Below are 231 nucleotides of genomic sequence, written 5' to 3' on the forward strand. Positions count from 1 at the left end.
TTGGAGGAATACCCAAGTCCGGCTGAAGGGATCGGTCTTGAAAACCGACAGGGCCTTAACGGGCCGCGGGGGTTCGAATCCCTCTTCCTCCGCCATTAATTATTAGCGCGGGATGGAGCAGTTCGGTAGCTCGTCGGGCTCATAACCCGAAGGTCGGTGGTTCAAATCCGCCTCCCGCAATACATGTTTTATTAGGTCTCGTAGTGTAGCGGTTAACACGCCTGCCTGTCA

At 55.0% G+C, this 231-nt stretch carries 2 tRNA genes; both read left to right on the forward strand.

Annotated elements, in window-relative coordinates:
- The first annotated feature begins 2 nt into the window (after positions 1 to 2).
- Positions 3 to 95 (forward strand) — tRNA-Ser (locus HMPREF3241_RS11305).
- 11 nt (positions 96 to 106) lie between these two features.
- Positions 107 to 180, forward strand: a tRNA-Met gene (locus HMPREF3241_RS11310).
- The last annotated feature ends 51 nt before the right edge of the window (positions 181 to 231 follow it).

Source organism: Staphylococcus sp. HMSC34G04 (assembly GCF_001838765.1).
GTDB lineage: Bacteria > Bacillota > Bacilli > Staphylococcales > Staphylococcaceae > Staphylococcus > Staphylococcus epidermidis.